At 63.4% G+C, this 24521-nt stretch carries 17 protein-coding genes; 10 read left to right on the top strand and 7 right to left on the bottom strand.

Annotation, left to right across the window (positions count from 1 at the left end; genetic code table 11):
- Positions 1 to 77 precede the first annotated feature (77 nt).
- Positions 78 to 1364 carry an NAD(P)/FAD-dependent oxidoreductase gene (locus CRO48_RS21820; RefSeq protein ID WP_097141979.1) on the bottom strand — a complete coding sequence of 429 codons (1287 nt, stop codon included), beginning with the start codon at positions 1362 to 1364 and terminating at the stop codon, positions 78 to 80.
- A gap of 106 nt (positions 1365 to 1470) precedes the next feature.
- Positions 1471 to 2907 (bottom strand): glutamine synthetase family protein, encoded by a 1437-nt coding sequence (locus CRO48_RS21825; protein ID WP_097141980.1) that lies wholly within the window; start codon positions 2905 to 2907, stop codon positions 1471 to 1473.
- A 175-nt stretch (positions 2908 to 3082) separates the two neighbouring features.
- On the opposite strand from CRO48_RS21825, the gene CRO48_RS21830 reads away from it, so the two are divergent.
- The 4 genes from CRO48_RS21830 to CRO48_RS21840 all read left to right on the top strand — a co-directional run bounded on the left by CRO48_RS21830 (position 3083) and on the right by CRO48_RS21840 (position 9465).
- Positions 3083 to 4264, top strand: a complete 1182-nt coding sequence (locus CRO48_RS21830; protein WP_097141981.1) for a BaiN/RdsA family NAD(P)/FAD-dependent oxidoreductase — start codon at positions 3083 to 3085, stop codon at positions 4262 to 4264.
- Between the two features lie 227 nt (positions 4265 to 4491).
- A complete protein-coding gene (locus CRO48_RS32320; RefSeq protein ID WP_176526845.1) occupies positions 4492 to 4641 on the top strand; it encodes a hypothetical protein in 150 nt (49 codons plus the stop codon).
- Between the two features lie 270 nt (positions 4642 to 4911).
- Positions 4912 to 7443, top strand: coding sequence for a methyl-accepting chemotaxis protein (locus CRO48_RS21835; RefSeq protein WP_097141982.1), 2532 nt, complete (start codon positions 4912 to 4914; stop codon positions 7441 to 7443).
- 183 nt (positions 7444 to 7626) lie between these two features.
- Positions 7627 to 9465 carry a methyl-accepting chemotaxis protein gene (locus CRO48_RS21840; protein WP_097141983.1) on the top strand — a complete coding sequence of 613 codons (1839 nt, stop codon included), beginning with the start codon at positions 7627 to 7629 and terminating at the stop codon, positions 9463 to 9465.
- 66 nt (positions 9466 to 9531) lie between these two features.
- Here CRO48_RS21840 and CRO48_RS21845 read toward each other — a convergent pair whose 3' ends face one another.
- From CRO48_RS21845 to aceA, 3 genes are all read right to left on the bottom strand, one after another.
- A complete protein-coding gene (locus CRO48_RS21845) occupies positions 9532 to 10623 on the bottom strand; it encodes a helix-turn-helix transcriptional regulator (RefSeq protein ID WP_097141984.1) in 1092 nt (363 codons plus the stop codon).
- A gap of 177 nt (positions 10624 to 10800) precedes the next feature.
- A complete protein-coding gene (locus tag CRO48_RS21850) occupies positions 10801 to 11040 on the bottom strand; it encodes an SMc00767 family acetate metabolism repressor (protein WP_097141985.1) in 240 nt (79 codons plus the stop codon).
- A gap of 128 nt (positions 11041 to 11168) precedes the next feature.
- Complete coding sequence (gene aceA / locus CRO48_RS21855; RefSeq protein ID WP_097141986.1) at positions 11169 to 12458, bottom strand: isocitrate lyase; 1290 nt, start codon at positions 12456 to 12458, stop codon at positions 11169 to 11171.
- A 239-nt stretch (positions 12459 to 12697) separates the two neighbouring features.
- On the opposite strand from aceA, the gene CRO48_RS21860 reads away from it, so the two are divergent.
- The 5 genes from CRO48_RS21860 (at position 12698) to CRO48_RS21880 (ending at position 18398) form a co-directional block, all read left to right on the top strand.
- Entirely contained in the window at positions 12698 to 14113 is a 1416-nt protein-coding gene (locus CRO48_RS21860) for a helix-turn-helix domain-containing protein (RefSeq protein WP_097141987.1), read from the top strand.
- Between the two features lie 174 nt (positions 14114 to 14287).
- Positions 14288 to 15388 (top strand): polyamine ABC transporter substrate-binding protein, encoded by a 1101-nt coding sequence (locus CRO48_RS21865; RefSeq protein ID WP_097141988.1) that lies wholly within the window; start codon positions 14288 to 14290, stop codon positions 15386 to 15388.
- 133 nt (positions 15389 to 15521) lie between these two features.
- A complete protein-coding gene (locus tag CRO48_RS21870) occupies positions 15522 to 16661 on the top strand; it encodes an ABC transporter ATP-binding protein (protein WP_097141989.1) in 1140 nt (379 codons plus the stop codon).
- Positions 16662 to 16664: 3 nt separating this feature from the next.
- Positions 16665 to 17576, top strand: coding sequence for an ABC transporter permease subunit (locus tag CRO48_RS21875; protein ID WP_097141990.1), 912 nt, complete (start codon positions 16665 to 16667; stop codon positions 17574 to 17576).
- 3 nt (positions 17577 to 17579) lie between these two features.
- A complete protein-coding gene (locus CRO48_RS21880) occupies positions 17580 to 18398 on the top strand; it encodes an ABC transporter permease (protein WP_097141991.1) in 819 nt (272 codons plus the stop codon).
- A 174-nt stretch (positions 18399 to 18572) separates the two neighbouring features.
- Here the strand turns inward: CRO48_RS21880 and CRO48_RS21885 are convergent, their stop codons facing one another.
- Positions 18573 to 20411, bottom strand: coding sequence for an AsmA family protein (locus CRO48_RS21885; RefSeq protein ID WP_141402091.1), 1839 nt, complete (start codon positions 20409 to 20411; stop codon positions 18573 to 18575).
- A 187-nt stretch (positions 20412 to 20598) separates the two neighbouring features.
- Here CRO48_RS21885 and CRO48_RS21890 point away from each other — a divergent pair, with 187 nt between their 5' ends.
- Positions 20599 to 22551, top strand: coding sequence for an acetoacetate--CoA ligase (locus tag CRO48_RS21890; protein ID WP_097141993.1), 1953 nt, complete (start codon positions 20599 to 20601; stop codon positions 22549 to 22551).
- A 271-nt stretch (positions 22552 to 22822) separates the two neighbouring features.
- Here the strand turns inward: CRO48_RS21890 and CRO48_RS21895 are convergent, their stop codons facing one another.
- Positions 22823 to 24406 (bottom strand): ABC transporter permease, encoded by a 1584-nt coding sequence (locus tag CRO48_RS21895; RefSeq protein ID WP_245423622.1) that lies wholly within the window; start codon positions 24404 to 24406, stop codon positions 22823 to 22825.
- Positions 24407 to 24521 lie beyond the last annotated feature (115 nt).

The following is a 24521-nucleotide window of genomic DNA, read 5'->3' on the forward strand; positions in this document are numbered from 1 at the left end:
GGTTCGCGTTGGTGGCGTTATAATCTAATCGATTTAAAAAGGCCAGAGTGCAGCGCGACAAAATAGCCGGGATTGCGTCAGAGCCTGTCGCGCATGGCATACCACGTCATGGCCAGGAAAAGGAGCGGCGTTCTCAGGCGGGCGCCGCCGGGAAACGCCGGAATCTTCAGCGAACCCAGCATGTCGAGTTCGGCGCTTCCGCCGGTCAGCGCGTCCACATAGAGCTTGCCGCAGTAGTTGGACAGCATCACGCCATGGCCGGAATAGCCGCCGATCGAGGTAATTCCGGGCATGACTTCGCGCACGTAGGGTTTGCGCGGCATCGTGATGCCGACCGATCCGCCCCAGGCATGCTCGATGGCGATGTCGGCGAGTTCGGGATAGATTTCGGCGATCTGCCGGCGGATATGCACCGACATGTCGCTGGGGTTGTCGGCCGTATAGGCCTCCCGCCCGCCGAACAGCAGCCGCCCGTCGCGGCTCTTGCGGAAGTAGCGCACGACGAAGCGCGAATCGGCGATGGACTCGCCTCCGGGAATGATCTTCGGGAAGGCGTCGAGTACCGGGGTGGCGCCGATGAAGGAGCGGATCGGCATCACATGGGCGGCCGTCGTTGGCTCCAGGTTGCCGATATAGGCATTGCAGGCGATCAGGGCCCTGTCGGCGGTAATCGTGCCCCTTGCGGTCGAAATGACGGCCCTGCCGCCGGCCCGCTCGATCTTGAGCGCCGGCGTCTGCTCGTGCAGCGTCGCGCCCGCCGCCTTCGCCGCCTTGGCGATGCCGACGAGCAGCTTCATCGGGTGGATATGTCCGGTGCCGGTGTCGCGCACGCCGAAGAGATAGAATTTCGAGCCGAGCCGCTCTTGCGTCTCTTCCCTGTCCATGAACGTGGACTGCGTATAGCCGTAGCGGCTGGCTGCGATTTCCGGATTGGCGCGGTAGTCCGCCTCGAGCGCCTTCTTGTGCGAGACGTTCATCTGTCCGGGCATGAACTCGATGTCGAGATCCTGCTCGGTGGCAAAGTCCAGAAGGTGGCGCTTGGCGTGTTCGGCAAGGTCGAAGAGACCCTTGGAACGCTCGTAGCCGAGCTCCTCCTCCAGTTCCTCCGGCCAGGAGCGCTGGCCGGTGCCGAGCTGGCCGCCATTGCGCCCGGATGCGCCGTCGCCGAAACGGTTGGCGTCGACCAGGACGACGCGCACGCCCTTGCGCGCAAGATTGTAGGCTGCCTGCAGACCGGTGAAACCGCCGCCAACGATGGCGACATCTGCTTCGCACGAGCCGGACATCTTCGGATATTCGGGGCGATCGCCGACGGTCTTTTCGTACCAGGATATGCCGGGGGAGATCGGGCTTTGCCAGGACATGTGAATGCTCTCGGTCACGATCGTTGCTGGAAGGGAATGCGTATCGGCCAACGGCGCCGGCGCCCCGTGACAAGCGGGCGGCGCCGACGGCCGGTCGGGCGCGGGCTCAGACGTTGAGCAGCAGGAACTCGCGTTCCCAGGGGCTGATCACCTGCATGAACGTCTCGAACTCGCCGCGCTTGACGCCGGCATAGAGGCCGATGAACTCCGGGCTGAAGGCGTCGTGGAGCGCCGGATCGGATTCCAGCAGCGAAACCGCTTCCAGGAGGCTCCGCGGCAGGTCGATTGAGCCTTCGTTGGCGGTGTCCTCCGTCGGCGCGGATGGCTCCACCTCGTTCATGATCCCGAGCAGGCCGCAGCCGAGCGAGGCGGCGAGCGCCAGATAGGGGTTGGCGTCGGAGCCGGGCAGGCGGTTTTCGACGCGCCGGGCGGCGGCGTCCGACACCGGAATACGGAATGCGGTCGTCCGGTTGTCGTATCCCCAGGCGACATTCACCGGCGCCGACATGTCTGGCGTCAGTCGGCGATAGGAGTTCACATAGGGTGCCATCATCGCCAGTGTGCCAGGCACATAGCGCTGCATGCCGCCGATGAATTGGAAGAACTCCTTCGATGCCGAGCCGTCGGGATTGGAGAAGACGTTCTTGCCGGTCTTGATGTCCACCACCGACTGGTGGATGTGCATCGCCGAGCCGGGCTGGCCCTGCATCGGCTTGGCCATGAAGGTCGCATAGATGCCATGCTTCAGCGCCGCCTCGCGGATCGTGCGCTTGAACATGAAGACCTGATCGGCAAGCTCGATCGGATCGCCGTGGCGAAGGTTGATTTCCAGCTGCGCCGGCCCTTCCTCGTGGATGAGGGTGTCGATCTCCAGTCCCTGTTTTTCAGAGAAATGGTAGATGTCGTCGATCAACTCGTCGAACTCGTTGATGCCGGCGATGGAATAGCCCTGGCCGCCCAGGATCGAGCGTCCCGAGCGCCCCTTCGGCGGGTGCAGTGGATAGTCCGGGTCGTCGTTGAGGGCGACGAGATAGAATTCGATTTCCGGTGCCACGACCGGTCGCCAGCCGCGCTCGCGATAGAGCCGCACGACGTTCTTGAGCACGTTGCGCGGCGTGTAGGGAACATCCTCGCCATTCGAGCCGACGATGTCGCAGATGACCTGCGCGGTCGGGTCGCTCTCCCAGGGTACGATCGAAAGCGTCGAGAGGTCGGGAACGAGCTTGAGGTCGCTGTCGCGCGGCTCATAGCGGAAGTTGCCGGTCTCCTCCGGGTACTCCCCGGAAATCGTGTGACGGTAGAGCGCGGAGGGCAGCGCCAGAGAGGTGTTGGAAGTGAACTTGGACGACGGCATCATCTTGCCGCGCGGCACGCCCGCAAGGTCCGGGGTTATGCACTCCACGTCTTCGATGCCTCGTAGCTTGAGCCAGTCGGACGCCTCTTTCCAGTTGTTGACGCCGCGAAGCGAGTTCAGGGCGGGAGGGATCTTGGAGGAGCGGCTGGCTTTCTGGACGGTGGAGGCAACGGTCTTTTTTGAGGGCATGACACACCGGGGTTGGTTTCGGATGGGTCATCATATCCGGAGTTTGGGCATTGGCTAGGGGGGCGAAATGCCGAAAGGCGAGCTTTCTCGGGCGGATACGGCCGGCTGGCGCGGTGCAGGTTGACTTTCGGCAAACGAAAGGAAAAGGGAGAGGCCGAAACAGGGACGATGCGGCGTGGCGGAAAAGACGGACGTAGTCATCATCGGTGCGGGTGCTGCCGGCATGATGTGCGCGATCGAGGCGGGCAAGCGTGGACGGCGCGTGCTCGTGATCGACCATGCCCGTGCGCCCGGCGAGAAGATCCGCATCTCAGGCGGCGGCCGCTGCAACTTCACCAACATCCATGCGGAGCCCAGGAATTTCCTGTCGCAGAACCCGCATTTCTGCAAATCCGCCCTCGCGCGCTACACGCCGCGCAATTTCCTGGGCCTCGTCGAGCGGCACGGCATCGCCTGGCACGAAAAGACGCTGGGGCAGCTCTTCTGCGATCATTCTGCCAAGGACATCATCGCCATGCTCCTCAAGGAGATGCGCGATGCCGGTGCCGAACTGCGCCTGATGACGGAAGTGTCGTCCGTCGAGAAGACGGCGACCGGCTTCCGTGTTTCCACGAGCGGCGGTCCCGTCGACGCCGCCTCGCTCGTCATCGCGACCGGGGGAAAGTCGATCCCGAAGATGGGTGCGACAGGCTTTGCCTACCGTATCGCCGAGCTCTTCGGCCTGCGCGTGGTGGAGACGCGGCCGGGGCTCGTGCCGCTGACGCTCGATCCCCAGTCTCTCGCCGCACACGAGGGCATGCCGGGGGTCGCGGTGGAGGTGGTCGCGCGTCACGGGAAGACAGAGTTTCGAGAGGCGATGCTTTTTACCCATCGCGGCTTGAGCGGCCCGGCCATCCTGCAGATATCGTCATTTTGGCGCGAAGGCGACGAAATCACGCTGCACCTGCAACCGGATGTCGATCTTGCCGCCCTTCTGGCGGCGGCGCGAAAGGAAAATGGCCGGCAGGCGGTGCAGACGGTTCTGTCGGAGCATATGCCCCGCAAGCTCGCGCAGCTCCTCGTCAGCCAGTCGGACGTCGACGGGCCGTTGGCGGAAGTCGCGGGGCGAAAGATCGAGATGCTTGCTGATCATGTCCGCCGCTGGCGGATCCGCCCGGCGGGATCGGAAGGCTATCGCACCGCCGAGGTAACGCTGGGCGGCGTGGACACCGACGAGTTGGATTCACGCACGATGGCGGCGAAATCGGTCCCGGGACTGCATTTCATCGGCGAGGCTGTGGACGTCACCGGTTGGCTCGGCGGCTACAATTTCCAGTGGGCCTGGGCCTCCGGTCATGCCGCTGGACAGGCGGTCTGAAGGCCTGCGCAGGTGCGTGCATGCGCCCTGCGAAAGTAGGGGTCGCAATTGGGCGAGGGCCGATTTACGGTTCATTAAGAGGTGCGGGCCGATCCTGCCGCAAGCCGGCGTTTCGCCGCCCGTTTCTCCGGATGTCCGGGGAAACGGAAAAGCGGCCGAAATGACATGACGTGGGCCGGCTGGCCGGATCAACCGGGATGCCCGTAGCTCGTAACCGGAGTCTTGCCATGACCGCAGTACACCGCCGTCCCGTCGCCCGCGCGCTTGCCATCGCCACCGAAGAAAAACGCCGCGCCGCACTGGGCGTCGCCTTCAATTGCTCGGTGGCTGCGCTGCTTCTGGCGCTCCTTACAGTATCGATCGCCTGGATTTACTGACCGGCCAGCAAACGGCCGCCCGAGCCTGGGGCCGCGCGGCAAAAGTATGATCAATCGCTTTAATCGTTTGAAGTTTCTTAAAACTTCACCCCCATGATTGCCGGATACTGACCCGAACCGCGCCGAATGCGCAGCGGTCCTGCAATGATTGCGCCCGGGTCAAACGGCGAAAATCCGTATTTTTTCAGATCAATTTCGCATGACCGACCCCTGGGAGACCCGTGAAGATGCGGGCGGGGGGAGGCGGTCGGCCGCAGGGAGTGATGCCCGATGTTCATCGACAGGGTGCTTGCCCGCTTCAAGATTCAGACCAAGGTCGTTCTCTTCATTCTTCCTTTCGTCGTCAGCATCAGCGCCGTGGGCCTCACCGGCCTCTATGCTTCGGGCATGCTGCAGGGACGCATGGAAATCTCAAACAGCGTGCTGCAGTCGCTGAGCGGCTTCAAGGACGTCTATGCGGGAATGAACGCGTTCCTGCAGCAGACGTCTGAGGAGACGCGTGACGCCGTAACCAGAACGATCGACGCGCAGCAGGAGTTGCTGGCGGATACATTTGCCCAGGTCGAGGACGAGGCCGGACGGCGGCAGCTGCAGGAGGCCGTCGACGGCAGCACGATGATCGGCGAGCGCGTCGGCCAGCTCTGGACGCTGTACGAAAACGAACTCGCCTTGCGCCGGTCGATGGAAATGAGCCTCGCCAGCCTGCTCGGCGAGCAGATGAAGGTGCTGGAGGAGGCGACCCGCATCGAGCGGGGCGTACGCAAGGACGAAGAGGCGGCAAAGACCCTGCTGCGTGAGGCGGAGCGTCTGAAATCCGCAAGCGACGCGCTGAACGCGTTTTCGGCAAGCTTTTCCCGGGCACCCGACGCCGAACAGAAGATCAAGGTTGCCGCCGACGCGCAGGCAGAGCTGGTCAAGCTGACGCGCCGTGTCCGCACCGGCCTTCCTGCCAACCAGAAGGCTGTCCACGAGACGTTCGAGAAGACGGTGGACGAGATCGGCAAGCTTTCCGCCAGCGGCGACAAGAGCGAGGAAAATGCAGCGGCGATCGGCCGCCTCATCGCGCGCTTCCGCCAGACAGGGATCCAGCTGCAGAGTGCTGCCGCCCTGAAGATGCGCGACGCGACGATCACCTTTTCAAAGCTCGATGCGCCGCTGGTCAAGGCTGGCGCGCTGCTGGCCGTCACGCGCAAGCTCGTGAATTCGGCCTACTCGATCCGGATCGCCGCCGCCGGTTTCCTGCAGCGGCCCGACCAGGCGGGACGCGACAGGCTCGTGCGCGAGTTCAAGGTGATGGAGGCCGATGTCCAGAGCCTGTCCAATACCGCGGCCGAACTCCCCTTCTTCGAGAAGCTGATCGCCTCGCTGGCGCCGATGATCCGGCAGATGGACGAGGACAGCGCTGCCCTGGTCGAGATCAGCCACAAGCGCGAGGCCGAGTTTGCCGCCGCTGCCGCCGACATCGACCGGATCTGGGGGCAGATGACCGCCTTTGCGGAAGGCCAGAAGAACAATGCCTCCGTCGAGAGCGAGAAGGCGAACCAGGTGTCGGTGTTGGCCACGGTTTCGGGCATCGTGATCGCGCTGCTTGCCGGCGGTGCCCTGGTGCTGACGCTGAAGGGGCCGATCGGCCAGATCACGGCGGCAATGCGCCGGCTGGCCGACGGCGTGCTCGATACCGCCATCGACGGCGGCGCGCGCCGCGACGAGATCGGCGACATGGCCCGTGCGCTCGGCGTGTTCAAGGAAAACGCCCTGTCGAAGATCCGCATCGAGGCGGAGAGCGAGCAGCAGCGCACGGCGGCCGATGCGGAACGGGAGAAGAACGACGCGGAGAAGCGCGAACTGGATCACCAGATCGATTTTGCCGTGAACGCGCTCGCTGCAGGTCTCGGCAGGCTGGCGCAGGGCGACCTGTCCCGCCAGATCGATACCCCGTTCACCGGCCGACTGGAGCAGCTTCGGCAGGACTTCAACGTGTCGCTGACACGTCTGCAGGACACGCTCGGCCAGATCCGCAACAACGCCTTGTCGATCCAGCAGAGCGGTGCCGAACTGCGCGGCTCTTCCGACCAGCTTTCCAAGCGCACGGAAGCGCAGGCCGCTTCGCTCGAGGAAACCGCCGCAGCCGTCGACCAGATCACGGTGACGGTCAAAGCGTCGGCAGAGCGGGCCCATGAGGCCAACGCCGTCGTCGTCGAGACCAAACGCAACGCCGACAGCTCGGCCGCCGTCGTCGGCAACGCCATCTCGGCCATGGGCCGCATCGAGGATGCGTCTCGCAAGATCGAGCAGATCATCGAGGTGATCGACGACATCGCCTTCCAGACCAACCTTCTCGCGCTGAATGCCGGTATCGAGGCAGCGCGTGCGGGCGAGGCTGGCAAAGGCTTCGCCGTCGTCGCGCAGGAGGTCCGGGAGTTGGCGCAGCGTTCGGCCGAAGCCGCCCGCGAGATCAAGGTCCTGATCGAGAAGTCCACGCAGGAGGTCAACGCCGGCGCAAGGCTGGTGCAGGAGACGGGCTCGGTGCTGGCGTCGATCAGCCAGCAGATCGTATCGGTCAGCCAGCATGTGGACATGATGGCGACAGCCAGCCGCGACCAGGCCGTGGCGCTGAACGAGGTCAACGGTTCGGTCAACCAGATGGACCAGATGACCCAGCAGAACGCAGCCATGGTGGAGACGACCACGGTCGCCTGCCGCCAGCTTTCGAGCGAGGCCGACACTTTGATGATGCTTGTCGAGCAGTTCCGGCTGGAGGCTGCCGACGCCCGCAAGTACCCGACCTACGAAGCGGCCTGATCGTCGCGCAGCTCTGTTTCCTCGAAACGCCGTCCCGCAGCCATGTGGGGCGGCGTTTTGCGTGCTTGCCTGCCGTCGAGCGGCGGAAAAGCGGAATTGTCAATTGTCAGACTTAAGGCGCAACCTTCAGTTTTTCTTATCAAGTGCAGCCTAAGCTAAGCTCTCGATATCCAGGAGTGTCTTATGTTTCGAATGGTCAGGACCTCGATCGCTGCTCAGTATGTGGCCATGACGATCGGTCTCATCTTTCTCACCGGTGCGGTCATCGTCGGCGTCATGCACTACAACCTGCGCCAGTACGTCCTGCAGGAGGCAGCCACCGATGCGCGGGACGCCAGCCGAAACATGGCGGTGCTGCTGGCGGGCGATATCGAGGGGTCGAAGATCGACATTGCGAGCGGAACACTCGTTTCAGTGCAGGCCGAATCGGTGTCGGACTTTGTCAACCACAGTCTCGTCGACCGGACGGCGCAATCGATCGCCGGCGTCGCCACCATCTTCCGCAGGGAGGGCGCCGACTATCTTCGCGTCTCCACCAACGTGAAGAAGGAAGACGGCAGCCGCGCAGTCGGCACCAGGCTTGCGGCCGATCACCCCGCCCAGGCTGCTCTTGCCAGAGGCGAGGCCTACTATGGTCCCGCCGAGCTGTTCGGCAAACAGTTCATGACCGGCTACTTCCCGATCAAGGCGCAAGGGGGAGCCAATGTCGGGACGATGTTCATCGGCATCCCCATGGAAGTCTATTTTGCCAAGATCCACACGTTGCAGGTCATGGCGGTCGCGGCCGGGCTGTTTGCCCTGCTTGCCTTCGGCGCTTTGGCTTATGCCACCGTGAGGCGTTCGGTGCGGCCGTTGCGTTCGCTCATCGCTGCAGTGCGTGACATTGCCGATGGACGGCTTGAGGCCGAGGTCCCCTGTCTTGATAAAGCCAACGAGTTCGGCCAGATCGCCCGCGCCCTCGAGGTCTTCCGTGACAATGCCGTGCGCAAGATCTCGGCCGAGCGCGAGGCCGCTGCCCGGCAGGAAGAAGCGGCCCGGGAGCGGACGCGCGCGGATGGTGAAAAGCAGCAGACCGACCGCGAGATCTCTTTCGCGGTTGACGAACTTGCCACAGGCCTTGGCCGCCTGGCACAGGGTGACGTCTCCCGTGGTATCGACAGCCCGTTTGCAGGGCGGCTCGACGATCTGCGTCGCGACTTCAACGCTTCGCTCGCGCGGCTTCAGGATACGCTGTTGCAGATTCGCGCCAACGCGGCGTCGATCCAGCAAAGCGGTGGCGACATGCGGCAGTCCGCCGAAGCCTTGTCGCGGCGAACGGAGTCCCAGGCCGCCTCGCTGGAGGAGACCGCTGCCGCGGTCGAGGAGATCACCGTGACCGTCCGCGCTTCCGCCGATCGGGCGCAGGAAGCCAACCTCCGGGTCACGGAGACGCGCCGGACCGCGGACGAATCCGGCCTCGTCGTCTCCAGCGCGATCGCTGCGATGGGCCGCATCGAAGAGGCCTCGCGCAAGATCGAGCAGATCATCGAGGTGATCGACGATATCGCCTTCCAGACCAACCTCCTGGCTCTGAACGCAGGCATAGAGGCGGCGCGCGCCGGCGATGCCGGCAAGGGGTTTGCCGTCGTTGCACAGGAGGTGCGCGAACTCGCCCAGCGCTCCGCCGAGGCGGCGCGGGAGATCAAGTCCCTGATCGAGCGTTCGACGCAGGAGGTGGAGGCGGGCTCCCGCCTCGTTCAGGATACCGGTGCCGTGCTTTCCACGATCAGTGCGCAGGTGGCAGCCGTCAGCCAGCACGTCGAGACCATTGCCACGGCCAGCCGCGATCAGTCCGCAGCGCTGCAGGAGGTCAATACGTCCGTCAACCACATGGACCAGATGACCCAGCAGAACGCCTCCATGGTGGAGAGCACGAGTGCCTCCAGCCGCAAGCTCGCGGACGAGGCCGACGCACTGATGGCGCTGGTCGCGCAGTTCCGCCTGGCAGAGCAAGGCAGCGCGGCGCGGAGGTACGCCGCCTGAAGCACCAGTGGCTGCGGATGGTCCGGATATAGAAGTGAAGAAGCAACTGACCCGTCCGGGCAACCGCTACTCCAGCAGCCGTGCCACGAGCGCGGCCTGGGAACTGACCTCGAGCTTCCTGAAAATGTTCTTCACATGCGAGCGCACGGTCTCGTAGCTGAGGCCGCCGCCGAGGGCGATCTCTTTCAGCGACAGGCCCGCGGCGATTGCCGAGGAAATCTCCGCCTCCTTCGGCGTCAGCCGGTAGCGGGCCTGGATGTGCTCACATCTCTGGTGCGCGGCAGCGCCCGGTTCGATGATGACGGCCACCGTCGGACCGTTGAGGAGTTCGGTGAAAGGATCGGACTTCATGCGCAAGAGCGTCAGCTTGTAATTCGCTCCGGTGGCGGATTTCTCCACCGCGACGTAGGGCTTATGCTGCAATCCCTGCCGTGACAGCAGAAATCTCAGCGTTTCCGCGGCTCGCTCGCTTTTCAGTGCAAGCTTGCCGCCTGCCGTCACCGTCGCCGCTTCTCCCTCCGCGATCATGCATTGCGCCCGGTCGTTCAGCGTGCGGATGCTTCCCCTCTCGGAGACGTATATCAGGCCCGCGCCGATCGCTTCGAAAAGCGCATGCCCTGCGCGCCATTCGCCGGACACCAGATCGCCCCGCCGGGCGAAATCGACCGCGCGCCTGAGATGCGGGGCAAGCTCGGTATAGAGCCCGGCTGCATTGTGATTGAAGTCGCTGTCGGTGGAGGAGGTGCAGGTGGAGAGGATGAAGGTGCGGGTATCGTCTCGCACGATGGTGACGCCGATGCTTGTCTCGCAGCCGGTCTGGCTCTTGAGCCAGTCGTTGTAGAACTCCGTCTTGGCCAGTTCCGCGCGCGGGACGATGCTCTCCGCGGTCAAGCCCTGGCCGACCGGCACCGATAGCGTTCCGGGCACCCAGGGGTTGATGGCAGCGAAATGCCGGTGGAACTGGTCAAGTTCGTGGCTGCTGAAGCCGGATACGTAGCCGACATGGGCAACCGGCGAACCGATGTCCTGGTAGTGAAAGGCGGACTTGCCGTTTGGCAGGGTCGTCGCAAGCCGATCGAGAAAGTCCTGCCAGCTGCATTCGCCAAACAGGCTGCCATAGATCAGATCAGTCAGTTCTGCCGAACTTGCCACCGCCATCTGCGACCCGACATTCCTCCGCCTTGATGCTGAACTCAATTAAAGGGGTATTATGGTCGGTTGTGCAATCAAAAAGACCGGCGCGAGCTGCGGCCTGCGTGGACGGCGATAGTCACGCAGGCGAGCCGGAGAGAGTTCCGGCCCGCCACGCAGTCTGAGGTCATCCGCCAGCGGACGTCACGCCCGGCCCTGGGTGACGATCACGGGGATGAGAAGGTCGCCCCAGTTGCCGTCGCCGCCGTGGTGGCGAGCCGAACGCACGAGCTCGACAGAGACCCCGGCCTCTACGGCCTTCATCACGGCATGGTTCAGGCGGTGAAGATCGTTCGCGACCATGCGGATCAGCGCCTGCTGGTCCGGCGTCATCGCCGAGGATTGTTCCTCTGCTCTTTCCTTCACACGGGTCTGGACGGTCATGGCATTTCTCCTCTTTTGATCGGGGTTCTTGAAAGTTTGGTCCTGGGGGTGCGCTTTACGTCTCTGCCTCTCCCCGAATGCGGGGAGAGGCGGGGGCGAGGGCGCGATCTCGCCTCCTGATCTGCCGTTCATTCCGCGGCTGGTCGGAACTGGTCGTGCTCCGTCGATTCTTTCATTGCGGTCGTGGACGACTGCCCGCCGGTGATGGCCATCGATACGGCGTCGAAATAGCCGGTGCCGACTTCGCGCTGGTGCTTGGTCGCCGTATAGCCGTTGACCTCGGCGGCGAACTCCGCCTCCTGCAGCTCCGAATAGGCGGCCATCTGTCGATCCTTGTAGCCGCGCGCCAGCTCGAACATGCCGAAATTCAGCTGATGGAAGCCGGCGAGCGTGATGAACTGGAACTTGTAGCCCATCGCGCCCAACTCCCGCTGGAACTTGGCGATCGTCGCGTCGTCCAGATTTTTCTTCCAGTTGAACGACGGCGAGCAGTTGTAGGCCAGCAGCTTGCCCGGATGCGCCTTGTGGACACCCTCGGCGAACTTGCGCGCCTGTTCGAGATCCGGCTTGGAGGTTTCGCACCAGATCAGGTCGCAGTGCGGTGCATAGGCGACGGCGCGCGCGATGCACGGCTCCAGCCCGTTCCTGACCTGATAGAAGCCCTCCACGGTGCGCCCCGCATCGTAGTCGACGAAAGGCTGGTCGCGTTCGTCGATATCGGAGGTCAGGAGTTTGGCCGCTTCTGCATCGGTGCGGGCGATCACCAGCGTCGGCGTTCCCATGACGTCGGCGGCAAGCCGGGCTGCGTTGAGGTTGCGGATATGGGCGGCCGTCGGGATCAGCACCTTGCCGCCGAGATGGCCGCACTTCTTCTCAGACGCCAACTGGTCTTCGTAGTGGACGCCCGCAGCGCCCGCCTCGATGAAGGCCTTCATGATCTCGAAAGCGTTGAGAGGGCCGCCGAAACCGGCCTCTGCGTCGGCGACGATCGGCGCGAACCAGGTATCGACCGAAAGCCCCTTGCCCTCTGACGTCTCGATCTGGTCGGCGCGCTGCAGGGTCCGGTTGATGCGCTTGGCAAGTTCCGGCGCCGCATTGGCCGGATAGAGCGACTGGTCGGGATACATGGCCGAAGCGGTGTTGGCGTCGGCTGCGACCTGCCAGCCGGAGAGATAGATCGCCTTGAGGCCCGCGCGGACCATCTGCATCGCCTGGTTGCCCGAAAGCGCGCCGAGCGCATTGACGAAGTCCTCCTGGTGGATCAGTTGCCACAGGCGGTTCGCACCCATTTCGGCGAGCGAGTGACGGATCTCGACCGAGCCGCGCAGGCGCTTCACGTCTTCCGCCGAATAGGGACGCGTGATGCCGTCGTAGCGGCCCTTTGGCGCGCTCGGAACGAGATTGTAAAAGTCAGTCATATAATCCATCCTCCATGTCGAACTCTTGTTGCCTGCGCCACTCGCTGATTTGCGAATTGCCGGAAGGCGATGTGAAAATATTTACATCGCAGCGCAAAAATCTTCGAGGGGAAATGAATAATCAAGCTATGGAAACGGGTTAACATGTATCCGACTTGACAAGCGCCAGCTGTAAAATTGTAAATAATGTAAAAGCGTCGATCGATGCAAACGATGCTGCGAGTGTCAAAGGATTGACAATGGCCGAGAACAAGATCTTTGCGGGCCCGAAGGTCCGCCGCATCCGCAACACGCTCGGGCTGACGCAGACGGCCATGGCGGAAGCGCTGTCGATCTCGCCCTCCTATCTCAACCTGATCGAGCGGAACCAGCGGCCGCTGACGGTGCAGCTGCTGTTGCGGCTCGCATCCGTCTACAAGGTCGACATCGAGGATCTCCAGGGCGAGGCGGGCGGCAGCATCCGGCAATTGCGCGACGTGTTCGCAGACCCGCTTCTCTCCGGCGAATTGCCGGGCGATCTGGAACTGGTCGAGGTGGCCGAAGCCGCGCCGAATGTTGCCGGCGGCATTCTCAAGCTCTACCGCGCCTATCGCGAGCAGGCGTCGCGCCTTTCCGATCTCGCCGATCTCCTGGCGAGCGAGGGGCGGGCGACTGCGATCGCCGGCGCACGCCTGCCGATGGACGAGGTGCGCGAGGCGCTGGAGCAGCGGGCGAACTACTTCGACGGTATCGATGTGGCCGCGGAGGCCTTCCATGCAGCACTTGCTCCGGGCGACGATCTGCTGGGCGCGCTCAAGACGTGGCTGAGAAAGGAGCACGGTGTGGTCGTGCGCGTGCTGCCGATCCATACGATGCCGACCCTGCGCCGGCGGTTCGATCGGCATTCCATGCGCCTGTTCCTGTCGGAGCGGCTTTCGCATCACGGCCAGCTGGGCGAGGTGGCGATGGAGGTGGCGCAGATCGCATTGAATGACCAGATTGCGCAGGCGCTGGGCGGTCTCGCGCTATCCGGCAGCGAGGCGCGCCGGATCGCCCGCTTCGAGCTCGCCAGATACGGCGCCCACGCCCTGATGATGCCCTACGATGCCTTTTTCGCCGCCGCCCAGCGGGCGCGTTTCGATCTCGACGTCTTGCGGGCGCGCTTTGCGGTTTCCTTCGAACAGGTGGCAAACCGGCTGACCACGCTGCAGCGTCAGGGGCAGGCGGCGATCCCCTTCTTCCTGCTGGAGGTGGACAATGCCGGTCACCGCCTGCGCCGGGCGGGCGCACAGGGCTTCCCGCAGGCACGCTTCGGCGGCGGGTGTCCCAAGCTCAATGTGCATGCTGCCTTTGCGCAGCCGGGACAGATCCTCGTCGACCGCCTCGAAATGCCTGACGGGTTCGGCTTTCTCGCCTTGTCGAGAACCGTCGAAGGCCCGCAGGCCACGTTCGGCGAACGGGTGCGGCGCACGGCGATCCTTGTTGGTTGCGAGGCGTCCCTTGCAAAGGAAACGGTCTATGGGGAGGCGGTTGCAGCCCTCCCGCCGGTTGCCGCCGGAACCGCGTGTCGCTTCTGTGAACGACAGGGCTGTCTGGCCCGTGCCGAGCCGCCCGTGACGCGCCCTCTGGGGCTCGATGAGATGGTGGCCGGGCTCAGTCTCTTCGATTTTCAATGAATTTCCGCTTGCATTCCGTTATCAAAGCGATTTCAAATATGATACGAATGGTGGGATTGTGATATCAAATTGACAAAGCTTTACGTGAGAATGAAGCTTGTCGCGCGTTGAAAAAGAAAGATAATCAATAAAGAACCGCCACTCGGGGAACCGATAAAACTGGGAGTTACATGCATGAAAAGACGTAACCTTTTGGCGACCGCCGCTGTGATTGCCCTGAGCGCTGTGATTGGCGTGCAGGCCGAGGCGCAAGACAGAGTTGTCAATGTCTACAACTGGTCCGATTACATAGATGAATCGATCCTGGCCGACTTCACCAAGGAGACCGGCATCAAGGTCGTCTACGACGTCTTTGATTCCAACGAGACGCTTGAAACCAAGCTGCTCGCCGGGGGCACCGGCTATGACGTCGTCGTACCTACCGGAAACTTCCTGCAGCGGCAGATTCAGGCCGGCGTCTTTCAGAAGCTGGACAAGTCGAAGTTGCCGAACCTTTCCAACATGTGGGACGAAGTCTCGCAGCGCGTCGCAGCCTATGACCCGGGCAACGAATACGCCATCGACTATATGTGGGGCACCACCGGCATCGGCTATAACGTGAAGAAGGCCAAGGAGATCCTCGGCAGCGATGCGGCTCCGGGCTGGGACGTGATCTTCAATCCGGAGATCGCCGCGAAGTTCAAGGATTGCGGCATCTACGTTCTGGATACGGCTGACGAGATTGTTCCGGCGGCGTTGAACTACCTGGGCCTCGACCCCAATTCCAAGGACACGGCCGATCTGGAAAAGGCCGGTGCGCTGCTGGAATCGGTGCGTCCGTTCATCCGCAAGTTCCACTCGTCGGAATACATCAACGCACTCGCCAACGGCGACATCTGCCTGGCGCTCGGCTGGTCCGGCGACATCCTGCAGGCGCGCGACCGTGCGGCCGAGGCCGGCGCGGGTGTAGAGGTGAACTACACCATCCCCGACGGCGGCGCCCTGATGTGGTTCGACATGATGGCGATCCCGACGGATGCCCCGCATGTCGAGGAGGCGCATGAGTTCATCAACTACATCATGAGGCCGGAAGTCGCGGCCAAGGCGTCGAACTACATCTTCTACGCAAACGGCAACAAGGCGTCGCAGGCCTTCATCGACAAGGAGATCATCGACGATCCGGCGATCTATCCGCCGGAAGACGTGATGAAGAAGCTCTACACGAAGCTGCCCTACGATCCGAAGACGCAGCGGGTTGTGACCCGCATCTGGACCAAGGTCGTCACCGGCCAGTAATGCACGAGATACAAATTGCCCGGATATCCTTCCGGGCAATTTGCTGTTGAGCGTCCAGTGCACGATAGGCGGTCGAAATCGACTTCCGGACGGGATCGTGCAGATATCGAACGAAAACAACCGGGGGCAGTCAATGAAATCACTCGGCAATATCCGCCGCTCATTCGCGCCATGGGCGGATCCTCAGTCCAAGCCTTTCATCTCGTTCAGGAACATCACGAAGAAGTTTGGTGATTTCACCGCCGTCGACAACCTGACCCTCGATATCTACCACCGCGAGTTCTTCGCGCTTCTCGGCGCTTCCGGCTGCGGCAAGTCCACGCTTCTGCGCATGCTCGCAGGCTTCGAGCGCCCCACCTCCGGCGAGATCATCCTGGACGGCCAGGATATCGCAGCCATCCCGCCCTACAAGCGGCCGGTCAACATGATGTTCCAGTCCTACGCGCTGTTTCCGCACATGACGGTCGAGAGCAATATCGGTTTCGGACTGCGCCAGGACGGCATGCCAAAGGCGGAGATTGGCGAACGCGTCCAGCAGATGCTCAAGCTGGTCAAGCTCGAGCAGTTCGCCAAGCGCAAGCCGCAGCAGCTCTCGGGCGGCCAGCGCCAGCGCGTGGCGCTCGCCCGTTCGCTCGCCAAGCGGCCCAAGGTGCTCCTGCTGGACGAACCGCTCGGCGCGCTCGACAAGAAGCTGCGCGAGGAAACGCAGTTCGAACTGATGGATCTGCAGCAACAGCTCGGCCTGACCTTCGTCGTGGTGACGCACGACCAGGAGGAGGCGATGACGATGGCGGACCGCATCGCGGTGATGAGCCACGGCAAGGTCGTCCAGGTCGCGACCCCGGCGGAGATCTACGAGGCGCCGAATTCGCGCTTCGTCGCAGACTTCATCGGCGACGTGAACATCCTGGAAGGCAACGTGAAGGCGGCCGGCAACGGCCGCGTGGAGCTTGCCGGCGGCGACTTTACCGTTCGGGCCGTCAGCGATGCCGCCCCCTCGGTCGGCACGAGCGCCGCTTTCGCCATCCGTCCCGAGAAGCTCAAGGTCAGCCGCACCGCACCCGCCGATCCGGCCGTCAACACTTCCGAGGGCGAGATCTGGGATATCGCATATCTTGGCGACATGACCGTGCTGCACATCAAGCTTCCGAGCGGCAAGGTGGTCAAGACCTCGATGCTGAACGCACAGCGCGAGGTGGAAAACCCCATCGGCTACGACGAAAAGGTCTGGGTCTCCTTCGCCGAGACCGCCGGCGTCGTCTTGAGGGATTGAACCATGAAGGCGCTCGGATCCTCCATCTTCAGCCGCCTCGTCATCATCGTTCCTTATGTCTGGCTGCTGCTCTTCTTCCTCGTTCCCTTTGTCATCGTCTTTCGCATATCGCTATCGACGACGGCGATCGCCCAGCCGCCCTACGAACCGGTCTTCTCGCTGGCAGACGGGCTCTCCGGCATCATCGACAATATCCGCCAGTTGAGCTTCGACAATTTCGTCTGGCTGACCGAGGACGCGCTCTATCTCAACGCCTATCTGTCGAGTATCAAGATCGCCGGCATATCGACGCTGCTGACGCTGCTGATCGCCTATCCGATCGCCTATGGCATGGCGCAAGCGCCGCGCACCTGGCGACCTACGCTGCTGATGCTGGTGATCCTGCCCTTCTGGACGAGCTTCCTGATCCGCGTCTATGCGTGGATCGCCATTCTGAAGCCGGAAGGCCTCCTGAACCAGTTGCTGCTGTCTGTCGGCATCATCAGCGAGCCGCTGATCATTCTCAACACCAATTGGGCGATCTATATCGGCATCGTCTATTCCTACCTGCCCTTCATGATCCTGCCGATCTACTCGGCCCTGGAAAAGATGGATCATTCGCTGATCGAGGCCGCGCAGGACCTCGGCTGCCCGCCGATCACCGCATTCTGGAAAGTTACGTTCCCGCTGTCGCTGGCCGGTGTCGTGGCGGGCTGCATGCTCGTCTTCATCCCTGCCGTCGGCGAGTTCGTCATTCCCGATCTGCTTGGCGGTTCGCAGACGCTGATGATCGGCAAGACGCTGTGGAACGAGTTCAACTCCAACCGTGACTGGCCAGTCTCGGCGGCGGTGGCCACCGTGCTCCTGCTGATCCTCGTGGTCCCGATCGTGTTCTTCCAGAACATGCAGGCCAAGGCCGACGAGAAGGGGAGATAAGCCATGACACGCTGGTCACGCTTCAACATCGTCTCGGTCGCGCTTGGCTTCGCCTTCCTGTACCTGCCGATCGTCCTGCTGGTGGTCTTCTCGTTCAACGAATCCAAGCTCGTTACGGTCTGGGCGGGCTTTTCGACCAAATGGTACGTCTCGCTCTTCAACAACCAGGGCCTGATGGACGCCGCCTGGGTGACAATTCGTGTTGCCCTCCTGTCGGCAACCATCGCAACGGTTCTCGGGACCATGGCTGCCCTATCGCTCGTGCGCTACACGCGCTTCCGCGGCAGGATGCTGTTCTCCGGGATGGTCTACGCGCCGCTCGTCATGCCCGAGGTCATCACCGGCCTGTCGCTTCTGCTGCTGTTTGTGGCCATCGGCTTCGATCGCGGTTTCTGGACGGTGACGCTGGCCCACATAACGTTGACGATGTGCTTCGTCGCCGTCGTCGTGCAGTCGCGCCTGCTGTCCTTCGATCGTTCGATCGAGGAGGCGGCGCTCGACCTGGGCGCTACGCCGCTGCGCACCTTCTTCGAGGTGACGCTACCGATCATCGCGCCAGCGGTCTTCTCCGGCTGGGTGCTGGCCTTCACGTTGTCGCTTGACGATCTCGTGATCGCCAGCTTCACCTCCGGTCCCGGCGCCACGACGCTGCCAATGAAGATCTACAGCCAGGTGCGACTGGGGGTGACGCCGGAGATCAACGCGGCCTGCACGCTCTTGATCGCGCTCGTGGCGATCGGCGTCGTCATTGCCTCGATTGTCACCAAGCAGCGGGAACTTCAGCGCCAGCGCGACGAGCAGGCTGCCGTCGCCGGCCGTTGAAATCGGTTCCCGAGGGGCGACCTTTCTGGCGACGCATGAAAACGGTGCAAAACAGCGCAGTGCCGACACGTCCTGAGCCGGCGCGCTTTGATTGGCTCTACGATGGTGGCGCGCCGCCACAGCTTGGGTCGCCAATGGATCAGCGCGCCGCCAGTCCTGTGGCGGCGGCCCGTTTCAGTCCGCGGGGATTTCCGTCAGCACGGATACGGGAGAGATGACCGGATCCGGCCAGGAGCCGCCGATGAGGAAATTGATCGTCGGTGATACGATCGCGTCCTCGGACTGGAAGCGGTCGGCAAGCGACCCTGCCAGCGCGACATTTCTGCTGTGGTAGGGGATCACGCCGGACAGCGAGAGCCGCTTGTCTCGCCCGTCGAACGTGGCCTTGGTGAGTTCCGCCAGGCCGCGCTCGATCCGTCCCTCGATGAGGCCATCGCTGAAATCGAACGATCCGTTCGCGGCCTTGCCCGCATTGAAGACGGCGTTTTCCGCCATCTGCTTTTCGAAGGTCTCCGCGTCGAAGCTGGAAATCGTGCCCTGATCCAGGTTGAACCGGAAGGTGCCTGATATGTCGCCCCTCTGCAGTTCCGATACGGCGCGATCGGTGAAGAGGCTGATGTCGGCGCTGCCACGGCCGACCGGCAGCGGTCCGGACAGTCCGGAAAGGCCCACCAGCGCACCGAGGTCGGCATTTTGAAGCGAGACCTGCAGTTCGCCGCCGGAGCTGCCCCTCTCGTCGCCGATGACCGAGATATGGCCGCTGACATTGCCGCCGAGCAGCGTGGCGTCGGCGATGTCGAGTGATGTGTCCCCATCGACGGAGCGGATGCCGGCCGCAAGCTCTTCGAGCACGACGGGCTCGAAGAGAGCTTCGCGCGCGGACAGGCGCAGGTCCAGGTCGATCGCCGCAAGTGCGGCGACGGGTGCGGGTAAGGAGTCGTCGTCTCCGCCCGGCAGCGGCGAATAGGCGTCGATCATCGAACGGAGATCGATTTTGTCGAACGCAATCGTTCCGCCGATGCGGGGTGTCCCTTGTGGAGGCAGGCTCACGTCGAGCGCACCGGTGGCCTGCGATTCCTGAACCTGAAGCATCAGGCCGTCCACCCGGGCCGTAGCGCCGTTGGTGCTGAGCTGGCCTTCGAGGGACACTTCGCCGAGCTTGCCAACGGGCGAAAAGCGGGTGCCCTGCCAGGCAAGCAGATGTCCGAAGGAGGGGGTGGAGAGCTTGACCTGGCCGGCGGCGTAGGCGTTTGCCGACAGGTTTGCGGTGCCGTCGAAATCGACCCTCAGCGGATCGGAATCAAGGGTGACGCGGACCGCCGAGTTCTGGCCCTTGAGAAGCTGCATCGGCTGGCCGGCGGTGAGCTTCAACCGTGCGACTTCACTGTTGATCACCCCCTGCAGGGCGACGTCAAGTTTCGACGAAACGGCAGACCAGTCGATGCTGCCTTCGACGTCGGATATCCGGTATTGTTCGCCGCGGCGACGGTCTTCGACCACGATTGCGCCATCGCGCATGGCAACCTCACCGAATTCCGGAAGCGGCGCTGCCGTCTCCTGTTCGCCCGCACTGCTCTCCTTGAGCGCAGTGCGCATGCCGTCGCCGCGGCGCCAGTTGAACTTGCCGTGTTCGTCGCGCCTGATGTGGAAGACGGGACGGACGAGCTCCATCTCGCCAAGCGAAGGCGCGCCAAACAGCGAGCCGAGCAGGCTGAAACTTACAGATACGGTCTGGGCGGTGAAAAGCAGTCCGTCGCCCGCCACCGGTGCGGGGTCGGTCAGGCGAGCGTGCTCGAATCGCATCTGCGGATGTGGCCAAAAAGTGAAGGTCGGCGTGCCGCTGAAACTCAGCTGCGCCCCGGTCCAGGCGGATACCTTGGCTTCGATTTGATCTTTCACGCGCTCCGAAGAGACGAGCGCCGGCCCCGACAGGCGCAGCACGACCACGAGCGCCGCCATGACCACGAAAAGCAGCAGCAGCAGCTTCGGTCGAAACCTGTTTTGAATGCCCATCACGTTGTCGGTCCGTTGCCCCGGATGCTCTGTCTCATGCCCCCTCGCAAGGGGATAGGCCTTCGGCCGGAAGAAATCAAATGGATGCGAACGCGAAATACCGCTTTCGGCAAGGCTGTACACTTCGTCTCGCCTTTATATTGCAACGCACCATGGTATACAGGCTCTATTGGAGTGGAGGAACAAAATGAACGGACAAAAGCCGCTTTGGGAGCCGTCGCGTGAAATCATGGAGAAGAGCCCGATGGCGCTCTTCATGAATGCCTGCGCGAAGACTGCGGGTCGAAGGTTTTCCGGATATGACGAGTTTCATGCCTGGTCCGTAGAGGATCGGGCCGCGTTCTGGTCTGCCGTGTGGGAGGACGGTCAGGTCATCGGCGCGCGCGGCGAGCGGGCGCTCGTCAACGGCGACATTATGCTGGATGCTCGATTCTTCCCGGATGCGACGCTGAATTTCGCCGAGAATCTGCTGCGCCGGACCGGGCGTGACGATGCGCTGGTGTTCCGCGGAGAGGACAGGGTGTCCTATCGCTGGAGCTGGGACGAGCTGCACGCCATCGTCTCGCGCCTGCAGCAGGCGCTCGCCGCCATGGGGATCGGGGAGGGCGACCGGGTCGCCGCCATGATGCCGAACATGCCTGAAACCATCGCCTGCATGCTTGCCGTCGCCTCCCTCGGCGCCATCTGGTCGTCGTGCTCGCCCGATTTCGGCGAGCAGGGTGTGCTGGACCGCTTCGGCCAGATCGAGCCGAAGCTGTTCATAGCCTGCGACGCCTATTGGTATGCCGGCAAGCTCCAGGACGTGGGCCAAAAGGTCAAGGCGGTCGCGGGAAAGCTCGGCGCGCCGCTTCTGGTCATCCCCTATGCCGGAGACGCGGTGGCCGTTGCCGCTTCGGTTGAAAAGGGCAGCACGCTTGCCGATTTCATCGCACCGTTCGGGGCCCGGGCCGTCGCCTATCGCCGGCTGCCCTTTTCCCATCCGCTCTACATCCTGTTCTCGTCGGGAACGACGGGCGTGCCGAAGTGCATTGTCCATTCCGCCGGCGGCACGCTTCTGCAGCACCTCAAGGAACACCGCTATCATTGCGGCCTGCGCGAAGGCGAACGTCTCTTCTACTTCACCACCTGCGGCTGGATGATGTGGAACTGGCTGGCCTCGGGCCTCGCCGTCGGCGCCACGCTCTGCCTCTATGACGGCTCTCCCTTCCATCCCGACGGAAACGTCCTGTTCGACTATGCCGCCGAAGAGGGCTTTGCCGTATTCGGCACCTCGGCGAAGTATATCGACGCCGTGAGGAAAGGCGGGCTGACGCCGCGCACGAGCCACGACCTTTCCGATCTGCGCCTTCTGACCTCGACCGGTTCACCCCTGTCGCCCGAGGGCTTCACCTTCGTCTACGAGGGGATCAAGCCCGACGTGCAGCTTGCCTCGATCTCCGGCGGAACTGACATCGTCTCCTGCTTTGTGCTCGGTGTTCCGCTGAAGCCGGTCTGGCGCGGGGAAATTCAGGGCCCCGGCCTCGGCCTTGCGATGGACGTCTGGAACGAGGAAGGCCGGCCGGTCCGCCAGGAGAAGGGCGAGCTTGTCTGCACGAAGGCGTTTCCCTCGATGCCGGTAATGTTCTGGAACGACCCGGACGGCGCCAAGTATCGCGCGGCCTACTTCGAGCGCTTCGACAACGTCTGGTGCCACGGTGATTTCGCCGAGTGGACCAGCCACGGCGGCATCGTGATCCATGGCCGCTCTGACGCCACGCTCAATCCCGGCGGCGTGCGGATCGGCACCGCCGAGATCTACAACCAGGTCGAGCAGATGGAGGAAGTGGCCGAAGCCCTGTGCATCGGCCAGGACTGGGACGACGATGTGCGCGTCGTTCTCTTCGTAAGGCTCGCGCCCGGTTACGTCCTGGACGAGGTGCTGGAAAAGGCGATCCGGACGCGCATCCGCACCGGTGCCTCGCCGCGTCACGTGCCCGCCAGGATCGTCGCCGTCGCCGACATCCCGCGCACCAAATCCGGCAAGATCGTCGAACTCGCCGTACGCGAGGTCGTGCACGGGAGACCGGTGAAAAACAAGGAGGCGCTGGCCAATCCGGAGGCGCTGGAACTGTTCGCCAACCTGCCTCAGTTGCAGGACTGATCTGCCGCTGCCTACGTAAGCCACTGATGCCGTTAACGATTTCAAGCCGCCGAAATTAACCAGTTTCACCAAGAAGTGAATGCCGGAGGCGGCTTGAAATTCGTCAGGTAAGGATTTGTTAAGGCGCGGGCGGCCATGGTCATTGCGACTTGAGCACGTCCAATGTGAGGACGATCGGCGGCCTTGCCGCCTTCATGGCATGACGTCGTATCCTGACGCTTTGGTTGGACAGCATTGAATTGTGACGGGCGGCCGAAAGGTCGCCCGCTTTTTATTTGCCCCCATTCGTGCTGTTCAGCGAACGTGAGACGAAGAAGACGGGGATGAGACCGGCCGCGACGATGATCATGGCCGCGACCGATGCATCTTCCACCTTGGCCCGAGACGCATCCTCGTAGACGAGCGTCGCCAGCGTATTGAAGTTGAACGGGCGCAGCATGATCGTGGCCGACAGTTCCTTCATCGCCTCGATGAACACCATCAGTGCCGCCGTCAGCGTCGCGGGCCGCATCATCGGCAACAGCACCGCGCGCAATGTCTGGGCGCTCGTGCGCCCCAGCGTCCGCGAAGCCATGTCCAGATGCGGCGAGAGCTTGTGGAAGCCGGCGTCGATCGTGCCTTCCGCCATCGTCAGGAAGCGGACGGTGCAGGCGTAAATGATGGCGACGCCGCTGCCGGTCAGAAGCAGCCCCGTCGAGAGGCCGAACCACTCCCGCATGACCGCGTCGACGCCGTTGTCGAAGCGCGCCAGCGGAATGAGCACGCCCATCGCCAGAACGGTGCCGGGCACACCATAGCCGAACGAGGCGAGGCGGCCGGCAAGGACGGTCAGCGGCGAGCGCGCCGTGCGGGCGGCATAGGCGAGCAGGAAGGCGAGCAGCACGGCGACGCATGCCGTCGAAAACGAGATCAGCACGCTGTGCCAGAGCGCGGAGAGAAGGCGCAGCGAGGCGAACTGGTCGAGCCGACGCAGCGCATAGGTACCGAGCACGAGCACGGGAATGGCAAAGCCGAGGGCCGGGGGGAGGAGGCAGGCGACGACTGCTGCCCAGCGCTTCCAGCCTGTCAGCCTGAGGCGGATCGAATCGGCCACGGCCGCCGTGGTCTTGTTGCTGGCGAAGCGCTGCCGGCGGCGGGCCGCGCGTTCTATCACGAGCAGCAGGGCCACGAAGACGAGCATGACGCAGGCGATCTGTGCCGCCCCGGCAAGGCTGCCGCGATTGAGCCAGGTATCGAAGATCGAGAATGTCAGAGTCTGCACGCCCAGATACTCCACCGCGCCGATGTCGTTCAGCGTCTCCATGGCGACGAGCGTCAGGCCGACCATGATCGCCGGTCGCGCCATCGGGATCTGGACCCTGGTGAAGACGGTGAGCGGGCCGGCGCCGAGCGTGCGGGCCACGTCGGCGGCAGCGCGGCCCTGCATCAGGAACATCGCGCGTGCGGCGAGGAACACATAGGGATAGAGGACGCTCGCGAGCACCAGCACCGCCCCTCCAGTGGTGCGCACCTCGGGGAACCAGTAGTCCCGCCGCGTCGCAAAGCCGAAAACCGTGCGGATCGCGGTCTGCACGGGGCCGGTATAGTCGAGGAACTGGCCGAACGCGTAGGCCGAGAGGTAGGAAGGGATCGCCAGCGGCAGCACGAGGGCGACGGTCAGCAAGCGCCGCAGCGGGAATTCGCAGCTCGCCGTCAGCCATGCGGTCACGACGCCGGTGACCGCGGTCGCCGTCGCGACGCCTGCGAGAAGCAGGAGGGTCCGCACCGTCGCGCGCGGCAGCACGTTATTGATCAGGTGCGGCCAGTCGCTGCCCGAGCCGCCGGCGGCGATCATGATGATCGCGATCAGCGGCATCAGCACGACAAGCGAGGTGAACAGCGCTGTCGCGACCAGCGTGCGATGGGTGCTGGCCCCCGATTTGACGCGCTTCTTCATCAGGGCGAAACGGGAAATTGCCTGCAACGCTGTC

Origin of the sequence: Rhizobium subbaraonis, from assembly GCF_900220975.1 — a bacterium.
Lineage (GTDB): Bacteria > Pseudomonadota > Alphaproteobacteria > Rhizobiales > Rhizobiaceae > Mycoplana > Mycoplana subbaraonis.

Bases quoted from the DNA above. Each gene is read 5' to 3' on its own strand.
- CRO48_RS21820 (WP_097141979.1), bottom strand. From the start codon at position 1,364: ATGTCCTGGCAAAGCCCGATCTCCCCCGGCATATCCTGGTACGAAAAG.
- CRO48_RS21825 (WP_097141980.1), bottom strand. From the start codon at position 2,907: ATGCCCTCAAAAAAGACCGTTGCCTCCACCGTCCAGAAAGCCAGCCGC.
- CRO48_RS32320 (WP_176526845.1), top strand. From the start codon at position 4,492: ATGACCGCAGTACACCGCCGTCCCGTCGCCCGCGCGCTTGCCATCGCC.
- CRO48_RS21835 (WP_097141982.1), top strand. From the start codon at position 4,912: ATGTTCATCGACAGGGTGCTTGCCCGCTTCAAGATTCAGACCAAGGTC.
- CRO48_RS21840 (WP_097141983.1), top strand. From the start codon at position 7,627: ATGTTTCGAATGGTCAGGACCTCGATCGCTGCTCAGTATGTGGCCATG.
- CRO48_RS21845 (WP_097141984.1), bottom strand. From the start codon at position 10,623: ATGGCGGTGGCAAGTTCGGCAGAACTGACTGATCTGATCTATGGCAGC.
- CRO48_RS21850 (WP_097141985.1), bottom strand. From the start codon at position 11,040: ATGACCGTCCAGACCCGTGTGAAGGAAAGAGCAGAGGAACAATCCTCG.
- aceA (WP_097141986.1), bottom strand. From the start codon at position 12,458: ATGACTGACTTTTACAATCTCGTTCCGAGCGCGCCAAAGGGCCGCTAC.
- CRO48_RS21860 (WP_097141987.1), top strand. From the start codon at position 12,698: ATGGCCGAGAACAAGATCTTTGCGGGCCCGAAGGTCCGCCGCATCCGC.
- CRO48_RS21865 (WP_097141988.1), top strand. From the start codon at position 14,288: ATGAAAAGACGTAACCTTTTGGCGACCGCCGCTGTGATTGCCCTGAGC.
- CRO48_RS21870 (WP_097141989.1), top strand. From the start codon at position 15,522: ATGAAATCACTCGGCAATATCCGCCGCTCATTCGCGCCATGGGCGGAT.
- CRO48_RS21875 (WP_097141990.1), top strand. From the start codon at position 16,665: ATGAAGGCGCTCGGATCCTCCATCTTCAGCCGCCTCGTCATCATCGTT.
- CRO48_RS21880 (WP_097141991.1), top strand. From the start codon at position 17,580: ATGACACGCTGGTCACGCTTCAACATCGTCTCGGTCGCGCTTGGCTTC.
- CRO48_RS21885 (WP_141402091.1), bottom strand. From the start codon at position 20,411: ATGGGCATTCAAAACAGGTTTCGACCGAAGCTGCTGCTGCTGCTTTTC.
- CRO48_RS21890 (WP_097141993.1), top strand. From the start codon at position 20,599: ATGAACGGACAAAAGCCGCTTTGGGAGCCGTCGCGTGAAATCATGGAG.
- CRO48_RS21895 (WP_245423622.1), bottom strand. From the start codon at position 24,406: ATGCCGCTGATCGCGATCATCATGATCGCCGCCGGCGGCTCGGGCAGC.